The sequence below is a fragment of the Pseudomonas sp. KCJK8993 genome (genome assembly GCF_046230915.1).
Classification (GTDB): Bacteria; Pseudomonadota; Gammaproteobacteria; order Pseudomonadales; family Pseudomonadaceae; genus Aquipseudomonas; species Aquipseudomonas piscis.
On record NZ_JBJJLO010000010.1, the window covers coordinates 1 to 19,116 of the forward strand.

General features: G+C 66.8%; 16 protein-coding genes. 4 read left to right on the top strand and 12 right to left on the bottom strand.

Annotated features, from left to right (window positions below):
- Window positions 1–69 precede the first annotated feature (69 nt).
- Together ACK6AU_RS05380 and ACK6AU_RS05385 are read left to right on the top strand one after the other, a co-directional pair.
- Window positions 70–1,080 (top strand): aldo/keto reductase, encoded by a 1,011-nt coding sequence (locus tag ACK6AU_RS05380; protein WP_185697323.1) that lies wholly within the window; start codon window positions 70–72, stop codon window positions 1,078–1,080.
- A gap of 85 nt (window positions 1,081–1,165) precedes the next feature.
- Complete coding sequence (locus tag ACK6AU_RS05385; protein ID WP_409298131.1) at window positions 1,166–1,576, top strand: SRPBCC family protein; 411 nt, start codon at window positions 1,166–1,168, stop codon at window positions 1,574–1,576.
- Between the two features lie 73 nt (window positions 1,577–1,649).
- On the opposite strand, the gene speB is transcribed toward ACK6AU_RS05385, so the two are convergent.
- Window positions 1,650–2,606, bottom strand: a complete 957-nt coding sequence (speB, locus tag ACK6AU_RS05390; RefSeq protein ID WP_022639209.1) for an agmatinase — start codon at window positions 2,604–2,606, stop codon at window positions 1,650–1,652.
- A 28-nt stretch (window positions 2,607–2,634) separates the two neighbouring features.
- Window positions 2,635–4,020, bottom strand: coding sequence for a sodium:solute symporter (locus ACK6AU_RS05395; RefSeq protein WP_409298134.1), 1,386 nt, complete (start codon window positions 4,018–4,020; stop codon window positions 2,635–2,637).
- Between the two features lie 217 nt (window positions 4,021–4,237).
- Between ACK6AU_RS05395 and ACK6AU_RS05400 the strand changes: the two genes are divergently transcribed.
- The gene (locus tag ACK6AU_RS05400; RefSeq protein WP_409298136.1) at window positions 4,238–4,882 is read left to right on the top strand and encodes an amidase; all 645 of its coding nucleotides are present in this window, start codon (window positions 4,238–4,240) and stop codon (window positions 4,880–4,882) included.
- 49 nt (window positions 4,883–4,931) lie between these two features.
- On the opposite strand, the gene ACK6AU_RS05405 is transcribed toward ACK6AU_RS05400, so the two are convergent.
- From ACK6AU_RS05405 to ACK6AU_RS05445, 9 genes are all read right to left on the bottom strand, one after another.
- A complete protein-coding gene (locus ACK6AU_RS05405; RefSeq protein ID WP_185697327.1) occupies window positions 4,932–5,153 on the bottom strand; it encodes a formate dehydrogenase subunit delta in 222 nt (73 codons plus the stop codon).
- Window positions 5,150–8,047, bottom strand: coding sequence for a formate dehydrogenase subunit alpha (gene fdhF, locus ACK6AU_RS05410; RefSeq protein ID WP_409298138.1), 2,898 nt, complete (start codon window positions 8,045–8,047; stop codon window positions 5,150–5,152). The genes ACK6AU_RS05405 and fdhF overlap by 4 nt, the downstream gene beginning before the upstream one ends.
- Window positions 8,044–9,600, bottom strand: a complete 1,557-nt coding sequence (locus tag ACK6AU_RS05415) for a formate dehydrogenase beta subunit (RefSeq protein ID WP_409298140.1) — start codon at window positions 9,598–9,600, stop codon at window positions 8,044–8,046. The genes fdhF and ACK6AU_RS05415 overlap by 4 nt, the downstream gene beginning before the upstream one ends.
- Window positions 9,600–10,076 carry a formate dehydrogenase subunit gamma gene (locus ACK6AU_RS05420; RefSeq protein ID WP_409298142.1) on the bottom strand — a complete coding sequence of 159 codons (477 nt, stop codon included), beginning with the start codon at window positions 10,074–10,076 and terminating at the stop codon, window positions 9,600–9,602. Before ACK6AU_RS05420 ends, ACK6AU_RS05415 begins: the two co-directional genes overlap by 1 nt.
- A gap of 513 nt (window positions 10,077–10,589) precedes the next feature.
- Window positions 10,590–11,405, bottom strand: coding sequence for an ABC transporter permease (locus ACK6AU_RS05425; protein WP_409298144.1), 816 nt, complete (start codon window positions 11,403–11,405; stop codon window positions 10,590–10,592).
- A 7-nt stretch (window positions 11,406–11,412) separates the two neighbouring features.
- The gene (locus tag ACK6AU_RS05430; protein ID WP_185697332.1) at window positions 11,413–12,249 is read right to left on the bottom strand and encodes an ABC transporter permease; all 837 of its coding nucleotides are present in this window, start codon (window positions 12,247–12,249) and stop codon (window positions 11,413–11,415) included.
- Between the two features lie 10 nt (window positions 12,250–12,259).
- Window positions 12,260–13,372 carry an ABC transporter substrate-binding protein gene (locus ACK6AU_RS05435; RefSeq protein ID WP_185697333.1) on the bottom strand — a complete coding sequence of 371 codons (1,113 nt, stop codon included), beginning with the start codon at window positions 13,370–13,372 and terminating at the stop codon, window positions 12,260–12,262.
- 210 nt (window positions 13,373–13,582) lie between these two features.
- Window positions 13,583–14,674 (bottom strand): ABC transporter ATP-binding protein, encoded by a 1,092-nt coding sequence (locus ACK6AU_RS05440; protein WP_409298147.1) that lies wholly within the window; start codon window positions 14,672–14,674, stop codon window positions 13,583–13,585.
- Between the two features lie 172 nt (window positions 14,675–14,846).
- Complete coding sequence (locus ACK6AU_RS05445) at window positions 14,847–15,764, bottom strand: LysR substrate-binding domain-containing protein (protein WP_185697335.1); 918 nt, start codon at window positions 15,762–15,764, stop codon at window positions 14,847–14,849.
- A 299-nt stretch (window positions 15,765–16,063) separates the two neighbouring features.
- Between ACK6AU_RS05445 and ACK6AU_RS05450 the strand changes: the two genes are divergently transcribed.
- On the top strand, window positions 16,064–17,647 hold the full coding sequence (locus ACK6AU_RS05450; protein ID WP_409298149.1) for an amidohydrolase: 1,584 nt from the start codon (window positions 16,064–16,066) through the stop codon (window positions 17,645–17,647).
- Window positions 17,648–17,905: 258 nt separating this feature from the next.
- Here the strand turns inward: ACK6AU_RS05450 and ACK6AU_RS05455 are convergent, their stop codons facing one another.
- Window positions 17,906–19,114 carry a methyltransferase gene (locus ACK6AU_RS05455; RefSeq protein ID WP_409298151.1) on the bottom strand — a complete coding sequence of 403 codons (1,209 nt, stop codon included), beginning with the start codon at window positions 19,112–19,114 and terminating at the stop codon, window positions 17,906–17,908.
- Window positions 19,115–19,116: the final 2 nt, after the last annotated feature.

Consider the following 19,116-nt stretch of genomic DNA (forward strand, 5'->3'; position numbering starts at 1 on the left):
CTCGTTTGGCCGGTTTTAGGATGCGCTCACTGGAGTTCACAAGCGACTCCCCCCAACCCGGAGCAATCCATGAGCCTCAAATCCTTGATCCCAACCCGCCTAGGTTTCGGCAGCGCCCCACTGGGCAACATGTTCCGCGCCGTATCCGCCGAAGAAGTACAGTCCACCGTCGATGCCGCCTGGAACAACGGCGTGCGTTACTTCGACACCGCCCCCTTCTACGGTGCCGGCCTCTCCGAAAGCCGCCTGGGCGCCGCACTGGCCAAGCGTCCACGCAACGAATACGTACTGAGCAGCAAGGTCGGCCGCATCATCCTCGACGAACTGGAAGACCCTGCCGCCCGTGAACTGGGCGAGAAGAGCGGCCTGTTCGAACACGGCAACCGCAACCGCATCGTCAACGACTACAGCGCCGATGCCACCCTGCGCTCCATCGAAGACAGCCTCGAGCGCCTGGGCACCGACCACCTGGACATCGTCTGGATCCACGACATCGCCCAGGACTTCTACGGCGACGAATGGCTGACCCAGTTCGAAATCGCCCGTACCGGCGCCTTCCGCGTGCTCTCCCGCCTGCGTGAAGAAGGCGTGATCAAGGCCTGGGGCCTGGGCGTCAACCGCGTCGAGCCGATCGAACTGACCCTGGACCTGGACGAACCCCGTCCCGATGGCTTCCTGCTGGCCGGCCGCTACTCGCTGCTGGACCACGACCGCGCCCTGCAACGGGTCATGCCGCAAGCGGTGGAGCAAGGTGTCGGCATCGTCGTCGGCGGTCCTTACAGCTCGGGTGTCACCGCCGGTGGCGAGCACTTCGAGTACCAGCAGGCCAACCAGCAAGTGCTGGCCAAGCTGGAGCGCATCCGCGCCGTTGCCCGTGCCCACGATGTGGACGTCAAGGCTGCGGCCCTGCAGTTCGCCCTGGCCCATCCGGCGGTGGTCTCGGTGATCCCCGGTTCGACCCGCCCACTGCACGCCAATGAAGACCACGCCGCCATCAGCGCGGTGATCCCGGCCGCCTTCTGGCAGAACCTGCGCGAGCAGGGCCTGATCAACCCAGTGGCGCCTGTTCCAGCCCAGTGATCCTACCCGCGCGGGGCCGCCTGGCGGCCCTGTCGCAAGCGTTTGCGACCTTATTGAAGGGGCTGTAGCCCCAGGAGAAATCATCATGGCCCAGGCCAAAGCTTCCATCGAACTGAACATCGACGCTGCGCGCGTCTGGCAACTGATCGGCGGCTTCGACTCGCTGCCCGACTGGCTGCCCTTCATCCCCCACAGCGCCCTGAGCGAAGGCGGCCGGGTCCGCAGCCTCAAGAGCGCCGAAGGCGACACCATCATCGAGCGCCTGCTGGACTTCAACGAAGCCGGTCGCAGCTACAGCTACACCATCCTCCAGGGGCCAGCCCCCGTGCGCGACTACCAGTCGACCCTGTGCGTGGTAGAGAGCGGCAAGGGCTCGCGCGTCGAGTGGTCCGGCTCGTTCGTGCCAGCCGGCATCAGCGACGCACAAGCCATCGAGCTGTTCACTACCATCTACGCCGATGGCCTGGCAGCGCTCAAGCAAGCCCTGCAAGGTTGATCGCGGCACCCAAGGCGCCGTGCCCGGCGGCGATCGCTCGTCGCCGGGCACGGCGTTTTTTCATGGGCGCGTTTCAACCCCGGTTCGCCACCGACTCGGCCAGGATGCACAGCAGCTCGAACATCAGGGTCGCGCCGGCCAGGGCGGTGGCGCCGCCGAGGTCGAAGGGCGGCGAGACTTCCACCACGTCGGCGCCCACCAGGTTCAGGCCGCGCAGGCCGCGGATCAGCTGCTGGGCCTGCAGGGTGGTCATGCCGCCGATCTCCGGGGTGCCGGTGCCGGGGGCGAAGGCCGGGTCGAGCACGTCGATGTCGAAGCTGATGTAGGTCGGCTCGGCGCCCACCACGCGCCGGGCTTCGGCCAGGGTCGCCTCGACGCCCAGGTCGGCGAATTCCTCCATGTGGATCACGCGGATCCCGCAGTCCTTGGCGAAGTCTTCGTCGTCGGCCGAGTAGATCGAGCCGCGGATGCCGATCTGTACCGTGCGCCTGGGGTCCAGCAGGCCCTCTTCGATGGCCCGGCGAAAGGGCGTGCCGTGGGTGTAGAGGTTGTCGCCGAAGTAGCGGTCGTTGGTATCGGAATGGGCATCGAAGTGCACCATGCCGATCGGCCGCTGGCGGGCCAGGGCCCGGAAGATCGGCAGGGTCACCAGGTGATCGCCGCCCACCGACAACGGCACCGCGCCGGCCTGGTGCAGTTGGCTGAAGAAACCCTCGATCTGTTTCAGCGAATCCAACAAGTCGATGGGGTTGACCGGGGCATCGCCCAGGTCGCCGACCCGCACCAGGTCATAGGGGGCGATACGGCTGACGTGGTGCACCTTGCGCATCAGGCTCGACTGGTTGCGCACCTCGCGCGGGCCATGGCGGGCGCCGGCGCGGTTGGTGGTGCCGCCATCCCAGGGCACCCCCACCAGGGCGATCTGAACCTGCGCCGGGTCGTCGAACAGCGGCAAGCGCATGAAGCTTGGAATACCGGCGAAGCGCGGGACCAGGGCAGCGTCTATCGGCTGCGGGAAAGACTGGGACATGGGCGATTCCTCGTTGTGGATTCAGGGATCAATCGGCGCTGCTGCGCAGAGTCGGTGCCGGCTGGCTCACCAGGCTGACGGCGACGAAGGTCAGCAGGCTGACGCCCAGGCCGTAGTAGATCGGGGTGTTGGCCAGGATGCCGTCGCGGGCCATGCAGCCGATCACCGTCAGGCTGCCGCTGACCATGCAGGCGATGGCCCCGGCAGCCGAGGCCCGGCGCCACAGCAAGGCGCCGATGATCGGCACCAAGAGGCTGCCCACCAGCAGGTTGTAGGCGATGCTCAGGCCGGCGATCACGTCGTTGACCAGACAGGCCATCAGCAGCATCGCCACCCCCAGGCCGAGGGTGATCCAGCGGCTGCTGGCCAGGTGGTTTTCCCGGCCGCGGGTCAGGAAGCGGCTGTAGATGTCTTCCTTGAGCACCGTGGCCGAGGCCAGCAGGCAGGCACTGGCGGTGGACATGATGGCGGCCAGGGCGGCGGCCACCACCAGTCCGCGCAGTCCGGCCGGCAGTACGTTGCGGGTGACTTCGGCGAAGGCGTTCTCGGCCACCGCCAGGTCCGGTAGCAGCAGCTTGGCGGCGGCCCCCACCAGGGCACAGGCGGCGCCGTAGAACATGCAGTAGACCCCGGCGCCGAGGCCGGCGTAGCGCACCACCCGTTCGCTGCGGGCGGTGAATAGCCGCTGCCAGATGTCCTGGCCGATCAGCGCGCCGAAGAAGTACAGCAGGAAGTAGGCGAGGACGGTGTCCAGGCCGATATTGCCCCACTCGAAGAACCCCGCCGGCAACCTCGCCTGCATGGCTTCGAGGCCGCCGGCCTGGCCGACGCTCATGGGCAGCAGGACGCAGAAGATGCCCAGGGTCATGATCACGAACTGGATGATGTCGGTGAGGGTCAGCGACCACATGCCGCCGATCACCGAGTAGAAGATCACCAGCGTGCCGCCGCAGAGAATCGCCGGGATGCGCGGGATGTCGAACACCACCTCGGTGATCGAGCCGATGGCGATGGTCGCGGTGACCGCCACCATCAGGTCGTAGGCCACCATCACGCAGCCGCCGATCAGGCGCGACGAGGCCTGGTACCGCTGTTCGAGGATCTGGGTCACGGTGAATACCCGCAACTGGGCGATCTGCCGGGACAGCACCAGGCTCAGGACGATGATCCCCAGGCCCAGCATGAACACCAGCCACAACCCGGAGATTCCGTAGCTGTACCCTAGGCGCACCGAGCCGATGGTGGAGGCGCCGCCGAGCATCACCGCCGACAGGGTGCCCAGGTACAGCGCCGGGCCCAGGCGCCGTCCGGCCACCAGGAAATCGTCCTGGTTGCGCACTTTGCGCATGCCCCACCAGCCGAGGCCGGCCATCAGCAGGACGTAGACCAACATGACCGCATAATCGAGTGCCATAACCGGTGCTCCCTGGTTGTTCTTGTTGTGCAGGCAGGTGAGCGCAGGGTAGATCGTGGATTGGCCGGGATACATCCCGGCAGGCGCAAGCTGGCTTGTGTTTTCACGCAAGTGGCCCGGTGGCGTGGTTTTGCCCGGGCCGCCATGAAGTCTGCGCCATTCCTGCCGATAGCCTGCCCGGGCCACGCGGCGCAATCAGTCAAAGGAAGCAGTAGCGATGAATGTCAGAAGTCTGGCCCTGGTGGCGTTGTTGGGCTCGCTTGGCGCTTGCAGCGTCAAGCCGGTGGAGCCCTATTCGGAGCCGCCCCTGGGCGCGTCGGTGGCGCAGTTGCGGGTGATCACCAACGGTGAAGTGCGCGGTGGGGCTTATGCCGGCTGCATCGGCGACAACCAGCGCCTGGCCAAGGCCGGGCGTTTCGGCAGCGAGCACCGGCCGAACGTCAACTATCCACAGTTTCCCGAGGCCCCTCGGCAGATCGACATGCTGCCGCGATTCGCCCCGAAGCTGCCGGACTACCCCGGGGCCATTCGCCGCGGTGAGGGCGAATATTCCGAGGTCGCCACCGAATACCGGGTTCCCGCCGGACGCCCGTTCCTGCTGGAGGGCGGCGGGGTGGCGGCCGGGGGAACCGGCAACGCCTACCGCACCTGCCCGCAGGTACAGAAGGTGGTGGTGTTCGAACCGGGCAAGAGCTACGAGGCCTATGTCGGCCTGAACTACATTCCGGTGGCCGGCGGCGAGGTGGAGGCAATGTGCGTATTCACCGTGTACCAGCTGCTGCCCCTGAGCAAGCCGGGGGCCAGCATGCCTTTGGCGTTGCAGACCAGCTCGCCGGCGCAGCAGCGCTGTTCCGGTCGGTGAGGGGATCACGCCCGGGCCTGCGCTGATGGCAGGCCAGGGCGTGGCTGGGCTAGGTGGGCTGGCCGGAGGAGTCGATGGCTTGGCGCACCAGCGGATGCAGCTCGCTTTGTTGTTGCTGCCGGTGCCAGGCCAATAGCTCCTGGCGCATGGCCGGGGTCCAGAACAGCTGCATGTGGTTGCGCACGCTGCTTGCCGCCTGGGCCTGGTCCGGCTCGTTGGCGAAGTACGAAGCGATCTGGTTGGCCATCTTGACCAGGTTGGCGGTGCTCATCGGCGCACCTCCGCCTTGTGGCTCCGGGACCGGTCGCGGGCTTGCAGCAGGCGCTGCTGCTCGTCGCTGAAGGCTTGGTAGCGCTTCTGCCATTCGGACGGATGGTAGACCCGGCTGACCTCCACCGCCGTGACCTTGTACTCCGGGCAGTTAGTGGCCCAGTCGGAGTTGTCGGTGGTGATGACGTTGGCGCCCGACTCGGGGAAGTGGAAGGTGGTGTAGACCACTCCCGGCGCCACCCGCTCGGTCACCCGGGCACGTAGCACGGTCTGCCCGGCGCGGCTGCCGATGCCGACCCAGTCGCCTTCGCTGATGCCGCGGCTCTCGGCGTCGGTGGGGTGGATCTCCAGGCGGTCCTCGGCGTGCCAGGCGACGTTGTCGGTGCGCCGGGTCTGGGCGCCGACGTTGTACTGGCTGAGGATGCGCCCGGTGGTCAGCAGCAGCGGATAGCGGCTGTTGACCTTCTCGTCGGTGGGCACGTAGCCGGTGAGCATGAAGCGCCCCTTGCCGCGCACGAACTCGTCGATGTGCATGGTCGGCGTACCGTCCGGGGCCTGGGCGTTGCACGGCCATTGCAGGCTGCCGTGACGGTCCAGGCTGGCATAGCTGACGCCGTTGAAGGTCGGGGTCAGGCGGGCGATCTCGTCCATGATCTGCGACGGATGCTCGTAGTGCATCGGGTACCCCAGGGCCGCCGCCAGGGCCAGGGTGCCTTCCCAGTCGGCCTTGCCGCCCAGCGGCTCCATGACCTTGCGCACCCGCGAGATGCGGCGCTCGGCGTTGGTGAAGGTGCCGTCCTTTTCCAGGAACGAGGCCCCAGGCAGGAATACATGGGCGAACTTGGCGGTTTCGTTGAGGAAGATGTCCTGCACCACCACGCATTCCATGGCCGACAGGGCGGCGGTCACGTGCTGGGTGTTGGGGTCGCTCTGGGCGATGTCCTCGCCCTGGCAGTACAGGCCCTTGAAGCTGCCGCCCAGGGCCGCCTCGAACATGTTGGGAATGCGCAGGCCCGGATCGGGTTGCAGGCTGACGTTCCACGCCTGCTCGAACTCCTGGCGCACGGTCTGGTTGGAGATGTGCCGGTAGCCTGGCAGCTCGTGGGGGAAGGAGCCCATGTCGCAGGAACCCTGGACGTTGTTCTGGCCCCGCAGCGGGTTGACCCCGACCCCTTCGCGGCCGATGTTGCCGGTGGCCATGGCCAGGTTGGCGATGCCCATCACCGAGGTGCTGCCCTGGCTGTGCTCGGTGACGCCCAGGCCATAATAGATCGCCGCGTTACCGCCAGTGGCGTAGATCCGGGCCGCGGCGCGGATGTCGGCCGCCGGGACCCCGCAGATGGCGCCCAGCACCTCCGGCGAGTTGTCCGCACGGCTGACGAAGGCGCTCCACAGGGCGAAGGCCTCGGGCTCGCAGCGGGCCTCGACGAATGCCTGGTCCACCAGGCCCTCGGTGACGATCACGTGGGCCAGGGCGTTGAGCATGGCCACATTGGTCCCCGGGCGCAGGGCCAGGTGCAGCTCGGCGCGGGCGTGGACCGAGTCCACCAGGTCGATGCGCCGAGGATCGATGACGATCAGCCGCGCCCCTTCACGCAGGCGGCGCTTGAGCTGGGAGCCGAACACCGGGTGGGCATCGCTGGGGTTGGCGCCCATCACCAGGATCACGTCGGCCTGCATCACCGAATCGAAGCTCTGGGTCCCGGCGGATTCTCCCAGGGTCTGCTTGAGGCCGTAGCCGGTGGGCGAATGGCAGACCCGGGCGCAGGTGTCGACGTTGTTGTTGCCGAAGGCCGCCCGCACCAGTTTCTGCACCAGGTAGGTTTCCTCGTTGGTGCAGCGGCTGGACGTGATGCCGCCGATGGAGTCGCGACCGTACTTGAGCTGGATGCGCCGCAGCTCGCTGGCGGCGTATTGCACGGCTTCGTCCCAGCTGACCTCCTGCCACGGGTCGCTGATGTGCTTGCGGATCATCGGCTTGGTGATGCGGTCCGGGTGGGTGGCGTAGCCCCAGGCGAAGCGGCCCTTGACGCAGGAATGGCCATGGTTGGCCTGGCCATTCTTGTCCGGGACCATGCGCACCAGCTGCTCGCCCTTCATCTCGGCGCGGAACGAACAGCCCACGCCGCAGTAGGCGCAGGTGGTGATCACCGCCCGGTCCGGCTGGCCCATTTCCACCACGCTCTTTTCCATCAGGGTCGCGGTGGGGCAGGCCTGTACGCAGGCGCCGCAGGACACGCATTCGGAATCCAGGAAGTTGTCGCCGCCGGCCGCCGCCACCCGGGATTCGAAGCCCCGGCCGCTGATGGTCAGGGCGAAGGTGCCCTGGGTTTCCTCGCAGGCGCGCACGCAGCGGTTGCAGACGATGCACTTGCTCGGGTCATAGTCGAAGTAGGGGGTGGAGCTGTCCTTCTGGTCACTCAAGTGGTTGGCGCCGTCGTAGCCATAGCGCACTTCGCGCAGGCCCACCTGGCCGGCCACGGTCTGCAGCTCGCAGTTGCCGTTGGCCGAACAGGTCAGGCAGTCCAGCGGGTGGTCGGAGATGTACAGCTCCATCACATTGCGGCGCAGGCTCGCGAGTTTCGGCGTCTGGGTATGCACCACCATGCCCTCGCTGACCGGGGTGGTGCAGGAGGCCGGGTAGCCGCGCATGCCGTCGATTTCCACCAGGCACATGCGGCAGGAACCGAAGGCCTCCAGGCTGTCGGTGGCGCAGAGCTTGGGAATGCTGGTGCCCAGCAGCGCGGCGGCGCGCATCACCGAGGTGCCCTGGGGCACGCTGATGCTGCGCCCGTCGATGCTCAGGCTGACCTGTACCTGGCTGTCGCGGGCCGGGGTCCCCAGGTCCACGGCGTTGAGGTCAATGTCCTTGGCGGGGTCGAAGAGCGTGATCATTGGTCGGCCTCCGTGGTGTGCAGACCGAAGTCGGCAGGGAAATGCTTGAGGGCGCTGGCCACCGGGTAGGACGTCATGCCGCCCAGGGCGCACAGCGAGCCGTATTGCAGGGTGTCGCACAGGTCCTTGAGGATCAGCGCCTGGTGCTGGCGCTCCTCGGGGCCGGGAGCCGCCAGCAGGCGGTCGATGACCTCCACGCCACGGGTCGAGCCGATACGGCACGGGGTGCATTTGCCGCAGGATTCCTCGGCGCAGAACTGCAGGGCGAAGCGTGCCATGTGGGCCAGGTCGAGGCTGTCGTCGGCCACCACCACGCCGCCGTGGCCGAGCATCGCGCCCATGGCGGCGAAGGCCTCGTAGTCCAGCGGTGTATCGAACTGCGCGGGCGGGACCCAGGCGCCGAGAGGGCCGCCGACCTGGGCCGCCTTCAGTGGCCGGCCGCTGGCGGTACCGCCACCGTAGTCATGCAGCAGCTCGCCCAGGGTCAGGCCGAAGGCCCGTTCCACCAGGCCGCCATGGCGGACATTGCCCGCTAGCTGGAAGGGCATGGTGCCCAGGGAGCGGCCCATGCCGTAGTCGCGATAGAAGGGCGCGCCCTTGGCCAGGATCAGCGGCACCGAGGCCAGGGTCAGCACGTTGTGCACCAGGGTCGGCCGGCCGAACAGGCCTTGCAGGGCCGGGATCGGCGGCTTGGCGCGGACGATCCCGCGCTTGCCTTCCAGGGAGTCGAGCAGCGCGGTTTCCTCGCCGCAGATGTAGGCCCCGGCGCCGACCCGCACCTCCAGGTCGAAGGGCTGGCCGCTCCCGCCGGCATCGGCCCCCAGGTAGCCGGCGTCCCGGGCCAGGTCCAGGGCCGCGCGCAGGGTGGCCACTGCCTGGGGATATTCCGAGCGCACATAGATATAGCCCTGGCTGGCACCGACGGCGATGCCGGCGATGGCCATGCCCTCGATCAGCAGGAAGGGGTCGCCCTCCATCAGCATGCGGTCGGCGAAGGTGCCGGAGTCGCCCTCGTCGGCGTTGCACACCACGTACTTCTGCTGCGGCGGGGTCTCGCGCACCGTGCGCCACTTGATCCCGGCGGGGAAGGCCGCGCCGCCCCGGCCACGCAGGCCGGAGTCGAGCACCGCGGCCACGGTCTGCTCGCCGCCCAGGGCGATGGCGCGCTCCAGGCCGGCGAAACCGCCGTGGGCCCGATAGTCCTCCAGGGACAGCGGCCGGGTGATGCCGGCGCGGGCGAACAGCAGGCGCTGCTGGCTCTTGAGGTAGGGAATCTGCTCCACCAGGCCCAGGGCCAGGGGATGGCTGGCCGGATCGGCTTGCAGGGCGTCCAGCAGCGCCGGCACGTCGGCCATGCTCAGCGGACCGAAGCCCAGGCGGCCTTCGGGGGTATCGACTTCCAGCAGCGGTTCCAGCCAGTACAGGCCACGGGAACTGGTGCGTTGCAATTGCAGCGGCAGCTGGCGCTGGCCGGCCTGGGCCAGCAAGGCATCGGCCACCTGGTCGGCGCCCACGGCGCGGGCCAGGGAATCACAGGACAGGTAGAGGTTCATCACGCCTCCTCCCGGCAGCTGTCGAGCAGTGCATCCAGGCGTTCGGCGCTGAGCCGGGCATGCAGCTGGCCGTCCAGCTCCAGGGCCGGCGAGCAGGCGCAGGCGCCCAGGCAGTACACCGGTCGCAGGCTGATGCGGCCATCGGCGCTGCTGCCATGGTCGTCCAGTTGCAGGCGCTCGCGCAGGTGCGCCGCCAGTTGCTCGGCGCCCCGGCTCTGGCAGGATTCGGCGCGGCACAGGCGCAGGATGTGCCGCGCGGGCGGCGCGGTGCGAAAGTCGTGGTAGAAGCTGATCACGCCGCGCACTTCGGCCTGGCTCTGGTTGAGCCCATGGGCGATGGCGGGGATGGCCAGGTCGGGGATGTAGCCCAGCTCTTCCTGGATCTGGTGGAGCAGCGGCAGCAGCGCCCCGGGAACATCCTTGTAGCGCTCCAGCAGGGTGTGGATCACAGGCAGGTGCAGCGATTCATCAGGCATACAGCATTCCTCACGGTCACGGACACACCTGGTGGTTGTCGGTTGTCCGAAAGTCCCGGCTGCGGCCCTGGTTGCCACGTCACGGTAGCGCGGCGATCCGGCCGGTAGCCATGCACCCTGGATGGGTATCTTGTCGTACCCGGTGCGGTCGTCGCCGCACCTGTTCAGGGCATAAAGGGCAGCTTGACACGCTGCCTCTGATTGCTCCGCCCCAAAGCGACTTGCTCAGTTCCGAAAGCGACTCTCCATTGAGTCTAGAAGAGACGGTGCAAGCCCGTGGGACGAGCCGCGCACTATGGAACCAAACCCATGGGGCCAGAAGTGACTTCGGTCAGTTCCTGGCCGAATAATCCGGGCGATCGGAGGCGGTTGTAGCGAGGGAGCTTGCTTCCGCTCGGGCGCGCAGCGGCCGTAGAACCTGGCTCCACGGCGCGTCGGTGGCAAGCGGGACCCAGGTATTGGACCGACGCTGCCATCCCGCGCGCGCAAGCGCCCCCGCCACCAGAAGGTGGGTCAGTAATGGGCGCGGCGCTGGGCGTAGTACTGCAGCACCAGGCGGCCGACGAGCACCAGCAGGGTCAGGCTGATCAGCAGTACGGAAATGGCCGCCACGCTGGGGTCGACGTTGTCCCGCAAGCCGCTCCAGATCCGCCGGGGCAGGGTGTTGACGTCGACGCTGGTGATGAACAGGGTCACGGCCACCTCTTCCCAGGACAGGGCGAAGCTCAGCAGCGCGGTGGAGAAGATCCCCAGCTTGAGGTTCGGCAGGATCACCAGGAAGGTGGTCTGCATCAGGCTGGCCCCCAGGTTGCGCGAGGCCAGCTCGATGCGCCGGTCCACCTGGCTCAGCGCCACCAGCATGGTCACTACGCCGTAGGGCACCACCATCACCACATGGGCGATCACCACCCCGGGCAGGCTGTCGTAGCCCCAGCCCGGGGCGATGCTGCCCAGCTTGGTTTCCATGAAGTACAGGACCAGGGCCGAGATCACCGGCGGGATCGCCATGGGCAGCAGCACCAGGCCGATCAGCAGGGTCGCCAGGCGCGAGCGCAGGTACCAGATGCCCAGGCTGAAGCTCACCGCCAGCAAGGTGGCGATCAGGCTGGTGGCCGTGGCGATGGCCAGGCTCTGGCCGATGCTCGACAGCCAGTCGGGATTGCTCAGCAAGGCTTGGTAGTGGCGCAGCGACCAGTTGCCCTCGGGCATCGACAGGTAGCGCTTGGCGGTGAAGGACACCGGGATCACCGTCAGCAACGGGAACAGCATGAAGGCCATGGCGACCACGGCGATCAGCCGGGTACTCAAGGCAGTGCGATGTGTATTCATAGTGACCTCAACCCACCAGTCGGTTGACACGGGTGATGCGCATCAGCAGCCAGATCAGCGCGCTGACCAGGGCCAGCAGCACCAGGCTGAGGGCCGCGCCCAGCCCCCAGTTGCTGGTCTGGAACATCTGCAGGAACACGTACTCGGCGATCATCACGGTCTGTCCGCCACCCAGCAGCACCGGGGTGATGAAGAAGCCCAGGCAGAACACGAAGACCATGATGAAGGCCCCCAGCAGCCCCGGCAGGGTCTGCGGCAGCAGCACTTGCCAGAACGTCCGCAGGGCCCCGGCGCCCAGCCCGCGCGAGGCCAAGAGGACCCGCTGGTCCAGCTGGCGCATGCTCGACAGCAGCGGGAACAAGGCATAGGGGATCATGAAGTGGAGCATGCCGATCACCACCCCCAGTTCGTTGCGGGTCAGTTGCAGCGGATGCTCGATCCAGCCCAGGGACAACAGGCTGTCGTTGATCACGCCGTTGCTGCGCAGGGCGATCAGCCAGCCGAAGGCCCGCACCAGCACCGAGATCCAGAATGGGATGAACACGCAGATCTCCACCATGCGCTGCCAGAACGGCGGGCTGAAGACCCAGCAGTAGGCCAGCAGGTAGCCGATGACCAGGGCCAGCAGGCTCACGGTCAGGCACAGGCGCAGGGTGCGCAGCAGCATGTCGTGGATCGCCGGGTCGCTGGCGATGCGCTGGTACTGCTCGATGCCGGGTTCGGGCAGGGTGAAGCTCCAGCTCACCACGCCGACGAAGGGCAACAGGTAGAACAGCACCAGCAACAGCGGCAGCGGTACCAGCAGCAGGCTGCGTTCCAGGCGCGCGGTTTGGGTCGCACTCATGGTCGGCGCCTCACTTGGACAGGTGGGTCAGGTACTGCTCCAGGGTGCTGGAGTAGTGATCGGCGTACCACTGGGTGTCCAGCAGGATCTGCTTCTTCATGTTGGCTTCGGAGGCACAGTTGAGCTCCAGTTGCTCGGGGCTCATCAGCTTCTGGGTGGCCGGGTTGGATGGACCGTTGCCGAGGATCTCGAACAGCTTGAACTGGCCTTCCGGTTGCAGGGCATGCTGGATGAACTGCATGGCCGGAGCCGTACCCGCCGGGTTGTTGCTGAGCACGCTCCAACTGCTGTTGGTGAGGAAGGCGTTGTCATAGCCCCATTTGATCCGGCCCCCGCTGTCTTCGCGCAGCAAGGTGGCGCGGGTGTGCCAGAGCACGCCCATGGAGGCTTCGCCTTCGATCATCAGTTGCTGGCTTTCCGCGCCCGAGCCCCAGAACGACAGGACGTGGGGCTTGAGTTCGTCGATCTTGCGCAGGGCCCGTGGCACGTCCAGCGGATACAGCTGGTCGGCGGGCACGCCGTCGGCCAGCAGGGCGGCCTCGAGCATGCCGTTCATCCACTTGTAGAGGGTGCGCTTGCCGGGGAATTTCTCCACGTTCCAGAAGTCCGCCCAGTCCCTAGGGCCGTTGTCGCCGTATTTTTCGCTGTCCCAGGCCAGCACGTAGCTGAGCATGTAGCCGGCGATCCCGTAGTCATGGGACAGCCCGGGGGCTACCTGGTCGCGCTGCACCACGCTGTAGTCCAGGGGTTGCAGGATCTTCTCGCGGCCCAGGTTCAAGGCGCTGTAGCCTTCCATGTCCACCACGTCCCAGCTGGGCTGGCCGCTGGCCAGTTGCGAGCGTACCGCGCCTTCGGTGGGGCCGGCGCCGTCGATGCGCACCGGGATGCCGGTGCTCTTGGTGAAGCTGTCGGCCCAGGCCGCGCGAAAGGCATTCAGTGCATCGCCGCCCCAGTTGACCAGCACCAGGGGCTTGCCCGCCGACCAGCCGATCCCGCTGCGCAGGGCCAGGGGTACGGCGGCCAGCAGGCCCATGGCCTGGACGAAGGTGCGGCGGCTGATCTGCCCGCCACGGGTTTTTTCGATGAGGATGTCGATGCAGTCGCGCTGGTGGTGCTGGCTCATGGGGGCAAGTCCTCGCCAGGCTGGTGCCCGAGGCGCCAGCCGTTGATTGTTGTTGTTCTGTACGAAAACCGGGGTGGTGATCCTTTGTAGGAGCAGCCGGTCGACGCTCGATTGCTCGCGATGGTCCTGAGCGTTACAGGATCAACCCAGCGCTCTGCAGTCCATCGCGGGCAAGCCTCGCTCCTACAATGGCCTGACTGATCGCGGGGCTCAGGCTTCCAGCAGGAAGCTGTGGCGTACCGGCCAGCTCAGCCACACCGGGGTGCCGCTGGGCAATCGGGCGCCGGGGTGATCGCCGGGGACCGAGAGGTTCACCGGTGCCAGCTCCGGGGCGATGTTCAGCGCCAGGTGGGTACTGGAGCCCTGGTACACCCGTTCGCCCAGGTGCGCCGGCAGCACGTTGTGCTCGCCCGGTTGCGGGCGCTCGGTGTGCAGCGTCATGTGTTCGGGGCGTACCGCCAGCAACTGCGGCTGGCTGCTCAGTTCCCCGGGAAGCGCGGCGTGCAGGGCGACGTCGCCGCAGCGGCCGCTGGCATGGCGGCCATTGCGGGAGATGTCGTGCAGCGGGAACAGGTTCATCTTGCCGAGGAATTCGGCGACGAAGCGGTTGCTGGGGCGGTCGTAGATGTCCTGGGGCGAGTCGATCTGCGCCAGGCGCCCCTGGTTGAAGATGGCGATGCGGGTCGACAGGGCCAGCGCTTCGCCCTGGTCGTGGGTGACGAACACGAAGCTGGTGCCCACCTGGCGATGGATGCGCTGCAACTCGGCTTGCAGTTGTTCGCGCAGGTTCTTGTCCAGGGCCGAGAGCGGCTCGTCGAGCAGCAGCATGTCCGGCTCGAACACCAGGGCCCGGGCGATGGCCACCCGTTGCTGCTGGCCACCGGAGAGCTCGGACGGTTTCTTGTGCAGGTGGGCGCCCAGGCCCACCACTTCGAGGATGTGCTTGACCCGGCGCTGGCGTTCCTCGGCCTTGACCCCACGGATGCGCAATGGATACGCGACGTTGTCGGCCACGCTCATGTGCGGGAACAGCGCATAGCCCTGGAACACCATGCCGTAGTTGCGTTTTTCCGCCGGGCGCCGGCTGATGTCGATGCCACGCTCCATGAGCTTGCCGGCGCTGGGTGAAAGGAAGCCCGCGAGGATCATCAGCAGGGTGGTCTTGCCTGAGCCGGAGGGGCCCAGGAGGGTGAGGAATTCGCCTTGGCGAACGTCGAGGTCAATGCCGTCCAGGGCCGTGAAGTTGCCGTAGTACTGGCTGATTCCCTGGGCGCTGAGTTGAGTCGAAGGACTGCTGGACACGACAGAGTTCTCCCGCAAAAGCCGACCTGCGCTGTGGAGTTTTTATTGTTGGAACAGCAGGCGGTCGGCTCATTATTGGCAAAAGCAACGGCACATCAATGGAATAATTTTTGCGTCATTGGTGAGTGAAATTATCCATTGGCCAAGTTGCCGCTGCTGCCTTCGCCCAGGTTCAAGGCTTGATCAGCAAGCTGTCGGTGATGCCTTGGGTGGTGTTTTGCAGCTGGTATTTAAGCCACGACGAGAAGGCCCGCACCGCAGGCCTTTCAGCCTTGGCCGGATCGATCGCCAGGAAGTAGCCGCGCCGGGCGCTGATGGCGATATTGAACGGCCGCACCAGCAGCCCCCGGGCCAGGGCGTTGCCGCTGAGCAGGCTGTCGCCGATGGCCACGCCCTGGGCGGCGATGCACGCCGACTGCGCGCAGTGGGCGTCGGAGAAAGTGATGCCGCTGTCCGCGTCGACCTGGTCGACCCCGGCAGCGGCCAGCCAGGCGCGCCAGTCGCTGGTGTCGTTCATGTGGATCAGGGGCAGGCCGGCCAGGTCCTGGGGCGTCTTCAAACCACCGATGGCGTTGACCAGGCGCGGGCTGCACACCGGTGAGAAATGCAGGGTGAAGATCGGCTCCACCAGCAGCCCGGGCCAGTCGCCGATACCGTAGGTGATGAACAGGTCGGCCTCGGGGTCGCGGGTGTCGTCCCAGGAGCTCGGGTTGACCACATGCAGCCGTACCTGGGGATATTGGCGCTGGAAGCTGTTGATGTGATTGCACAGCCAGAAACTGGTGAACCCCGGGTTGCAACTGATGCGCAACTTGCCGGACACCGCCGGCCCATCGAACAGCCGGCCGGCGTCCTGGATGTCGGCGAGGATGCGCCGTACCTCGCGGGCATAGCACTGGCCCTGGTGGGTCAGGCCGATGCCGCGCCCGACCCGTTCGGTCAGGGCGAAGCCCAGGCTCTGTTCCAGGCTGATGATCTGGTGGCTGATGGCGCTGCGGGTCAGGCTCAACTGCTGGGCGGCGGCGGTCACGCTGCCCAGCCGGGCGACCGCATCGAGGGCGCGCAAGGCGCTGATCGTGGGAAAACGCATACAACCTCCGGGGCGGGAGAACGGGTTTTCGAAGGCATCCGGGCTGGTGTGTACAGATGCTTGGGATGCACCAGGCCGCGCCGAAGTATGGGTCGCGGCAGCGTGGAATTGGTTAGTTTTTTTGGCCATTGCTGGCGAAATAATTTGATTGATGTAGCCAGCGCTTCACCAATACTGGCCCTCGATCCGGGCTGAGCCAACCGGACCATTCCCATAACAACAGGTCCGGCCGGCCTGGGTGGATGCCGATGTGCCCAGTTCGTGACTGGCCGGGACCTGGATAACCAGGAGTGCCGAGGATGTCGCGCTACAAAGAATTCGCGCTGGATTGGGTCGAACGCCACCGCCAGCAATTGTCGGACTGGCACCAGCTGATCTGGCACTACGCCGAGCCGGCGTTTCGCGAGTACAAGTCCAGTGCCTGGTACATGGCGTTGCTGGAGGCCGAGGGTTTCACCGTCGAGCGTGGCAGCGGCGGCATGCCCACCGCCTTCTGCGCCACCTTCAGCCAGGGCCAGGGGCCGCTGCTGGCCACCTATGGCGAGTACGATGCGGTACCGGGCAACTGCCAGGCCGCCACCACCTGCAAGCAACCCCGCGATGGCCTGTCGCGCTTCGCCCCGGGGCATACCGACCCGCACTCGGCCCTGGGCATCAGTGCCCTGGGCGGGGCCCTGGCGGCCAAGGCGGCCATGCAGGAGTTCGGCTTGCAGGGCAGCATCCGCTTCTTCGGCGAGCCGGCGGAAAAACTCCGCGCCTCCAAGCCGGTCCATGCTGCCAAGGGCTATTACGACGACCTGGATGCGGCCATCAGCTTCCATCCGACCTACATGCTGCCGCTGAACAACACCACCACCTGGGACACCCATTGCGGCATTGCCTACGCCTACATCTACAGCTTCACCTGCGAAGAGCCGGAGCAGTGGATCGCCGCCGATCGCTACAGCCCGATCCCGCAGAACCACCTGGCGGCCCGGGCCCCGGGGGCCAACGATGCCCTGGTGCATTTCTACACCCTCAACGAAAGCCTGCGGCGCTCGACCCTGCCGTTCACCGGGTTGTGGAGCTACAACGAGGCGATCCTCACCGCAGGCCAAGCCACGGCCGACAACCTGCCGCCGCATTTGTCGCAGATCCAGTACCTGCTGCGTTGCGACTCTATCGAGCAGGCCGAGACCATTTCCCAGGTCATGGACAACAACGCCGCCGCGGCGGCCATGGCCACCGGCTGCCGCTGGAAGAAGACCTGGGTGTGCAAGTCTCGCGGTGGCCTGCCCAACCATGTCATGGCCCAGGCCACCTACGCCAACCTGGCGGCGGTGGGGGCCCCGCAGTGGAACGAAGAAGCCCGGGAGATCGCCCGCCAGATCCAGCGCAATCTGGGCCTTGAGGCCATGGAACGGCCCTTTCTGCCGGCCACCGAGGCGCTGATCGAACCCCAGGAGTGCGAGCGCCAGCTGCGCCTGCAAATGCCGGCCTGGCAGAAACACCTGACCTCCGACGACTACCCGGAATACACCTGGTACTGCCCGACCGTGCGCTTGCTGGTGGCCCGGCCGATGCTCAGCGCGCCGCCGGGAGTGGTCTATCCGGACTGGGTCTCCAACGCCCTGGGCGGGATTCGCCAGACCATCGACCCGATGATCGAAGTGGCGGCCAAGACCATCGCCGCGACTCTGGTGGACTTGCTCACCGACGAGGCATTGCTGGCGGCGGCCAAGGCCGAGTTCGTCGAGCGCACGGGTGGCGGGATCGGTGGCAGTCGCTGGCAGGCACCGTTGTTGCCCAAGGACTTCCAGGTGCCCCACGACTTCCGCTGGCCGGAGTACATCAGCACGGCGCGGGGCGAGGAATGGTGGATTCCGGCGCGGGCCGACGAGTAGCCGCCGCAGCCTGGGCGAGGGGTGTTATGCCGCTTCGCTCAGGCGCTTATGCACAATGGATGGGTTTTCCGACCGGGCAGATGACGAATCTGTGAAATCATTCTCATCTTTTTGCAACTGGCTGTTTTTTCGATGGTTTATTTTCGTGAATAAAAAATGACCAGTTGCATGCGGGGGCTCCACGCCCTGTTTTACCGGGACTTGCCTGGCATTAATCAACAGACTTATCCACAGGTCGCGACGGGCTGTCGCAGGGCTTCAACGCTGGGCCAGGAGCAGCAGGTTGCGCGGGGTCAGCGGCGCCGGACAAAAGGTCCCCAGGCGTACCTGGTAACCCTGGTCCTCCAGGAACATCCCCCGATCCAGCACCAGCCAAAGCTCCAGCGGCCGGCGGAACAAGCCGCGCAGCAGTTCCAGGTTGCGCACCTGGGCCAGGCGTTGCCAGCCGGCGGCTTCCAGTGCCGGCCAGTCTTGCGCACCGCTTATGGATAACGCCTTGAGAGCCGCCAGGTCGCGGCAGTATTCGGCGAACGGCTTGTCCAGCCAGTGGCTGGGCAGCGACGGCGTCGGCAGGTAATCGTCGACGCCTCGCAACTGGCGTTGCAGCAGGTCGAAGCCCAGGCGCCAGGCCATGGACTGGTCGCGCTGGCGCCGGACCCGGGCGCCGGCGGTCACGGTCTCGCTCATGGGCAGGCCCAGGTCGTCCAGGGACAGTTGCAGGACGGACGCCTGGCCGGCTGTGGATAAACCCTGGTACTGGCTGGCGCTGGTGCGGTTGTAGCAGCACGGGGCGATGGCCAGCTGGCGGCAGCCGGCCTGGCTGGCGAGCTGCATCAGGCGCACGTGCAAGTCGCCGCAGGCATGCAGCGCCACCGGGCTGTGCTCGGCACCCAACTGCGCGGCGACCGTATCGGCCAGCACATCCTGCTGCACATGGCGGGCGGCCAGGCCATGGTGGCGGCTCAGTCGTTCGCCGCTGGCCACCAGCGCCGGGTCGTATTCGAGGCAGGTCAGGCATTGCCCCGGTTGCAGCAGGCGCCGCCCCAGGTGGCCCTTGCCGGAACACCAGTCGAGCCAGTGGGCCGGAGTCTGGTCGAATTGCAGGCGGGCGGCGAAGGCTTCGATCTGCTGCCATTTGCGTCCGGGCACATCGACATTCAGCCGCGCTCGCATGGCCGGTAGGTCGCTGGCGGGCAGCTCCGTCAGCTCGGCCAGGGCCCGCGACTGGGCCGCCAACTGGGCGAAGGGGGCGGGCGCGTCCAGCTGTTCCGGGTGATTGTGGGCGCTTTCGGCGTCTGCCAGGGAGCGCTGGCGCAGCCACAGGGCGAGTTCGGGATAACGGGCTTCCCAGGGCAGTTGCAGATGCTGGAACGGGCGTGGGCGCCAGAGCCCCTGGTGCTCCAGGAGAAAGGCATCCAAGGCCTGGAAGCGGTTCAGTAGTGCAGGGCCTTGGAGGATGGCGGGCATGG